Source organism: Cupriavidus sp. UYPR2.512, from assembly GCF_000379565.1.
GTDB lineage: Bacteria > Pseudomonadota > Gammaproteobacteria > Burkholderiales > Burkholderiaceae > Cupriavidus.
The window spans coordinates 1-1532 of record NZ_KB903078.1; the positions used below are offsets into that span (position 1 = coordinate 1).

General features: G+C 61.4%; 1 protein-coding gene. It reads left to right on the plus strand.

Annotated features, from left to right (window positions below):
- Positions 1-172 precede the first annotated feature (172 nt).
- Positions 173-1459 (plus strand): transposase, encoded by a 1287-nt coding sequence (locus A3A5_RS39080; protein ID WP_018312613.1) that lies wholly within the window; start codon positions 173-175, stop codon positions 1457-1459.
- Positions 1460-1532: the final 73 nt, after the last annotated feature.

Sequence of the window (1532 nt, forward strand, 5' to 3'; positions counted from 1 at the left end):
CTGGACTTTAGACATTCAGCGCCCCGAATCGGGGGCGAGAAAGTAGTTGGAAATCGAAAAAACGCTTGACATGGATGGGCAATCGTGAGGCCGCTGCGCTGCTTGCGCGGGTTTTTAGCGCAAGCAGCGCAGCGGCCAATGAGGATCGTTTTCGACCCTTGTTTGCCCGTCGATGCCCCTGACTGAACGTACACGGTTTTACCTGTCCGAATGGATCAAAATTCTCCTCATCGCCGTCCCGTTTCGCTCGCAGGCCAGCTTCGTGGAACTGCTGTGCGGCTGCATGGTTTCGCCGGAGGGTTGGGTGACGCGAGCGATCTCGGCGATCGACAGCAAGAAGCACTGGACGACGTACTACAAGTTGCTGGAACGCGGCAGCCTGCGCACGGTACGGCTCGCACGGGCACTGCTGCGGTTGGTGATTGCGGTATTGCCCTGCGATATGCTCACGTTGGTCCTCGACGACACGCTGGTGATGCGCTGCTCGGAGAAGGCCCCCGGTGTTGCCTGGCGGCGCGAGCACAGCGGCAAGACCAATCGCCCCCGAAATGTCTGGGCACAATGCATCGTGACCTTGGCGGTGAGCGTGTCGGGCAGCAGCGGCATCGGTATGGCGCTGCCGATCGTCTCGCGTCTGGTTCCCCAGAGGGGCAACACCAACAAGCTCAAGATCGCGCTGGCACTCGTGCGAGCGATCTCCGGCGTGACCGACAAGCCCATCCGCGTGCTGTTCGACTCGTGGTTCATGCGCGCACGCCTGGTCTTGCCGCTGTTGCGCCGGAACATGCATGTAATTGGCCAGGCTCGTATCGATACCGCCTTGTTCCAGTTGCCCGTGATGCCCAAGAGGCCGGGGCGTGGCCGGCCGCGTACCTATGGCGAACGACTGAGCAAGCAAGCCATCGAAGCGCTGCCGGCTACCGAATTGAGCCTGCCGATCTACGGCAAGGAGCAACGCGTTCGCTTGCGCTCGATTATTGCCGTGGTCCGCTTCCTCAAGGGCAAGCCAATGCGTGCCGTCTGGTGTCAGTTCTACGACGAAAAGCGACAGTGCTGGACGAAGGCACGATTGATGCTGGCCTCCGAAACCGAACTGGACGCTCAAACGGTCGTGCTGCTGTATGCGCGACGCTGGGCGATAGAACCGCTGTTCCACAACCTCAAACGCTGGTTTGGCTTCAACAATCTCTGGCAGCAGACGCGTACCGTGCTGGAGTTGTGGATGCAGATCCGATCGTGCGCGTGGACGCTCACGCAATTGCTCAGCCTGGCGATCGCCGACGCGTTCCCGATGGACACGATCGCACCGTGGCGTGTCGGCCAGCCCGTCACTGCCGGGCTGGTGGCCCAGTGGCTGCGCCGCGAATTTACCGGACTTGCACTCGGGCTGGCCGAATTGGCCAAGTGCTGGAAATTCCGCCGGCCAGAACCGAGGCAAGCTCCAGCAGCAACCGGGTAACGCCGCTTCTGCGGCCTTGCTCGTACGCTTCATCGCAATCACCGTCTCGTTTGTCACTCCACGATCGCTCTGC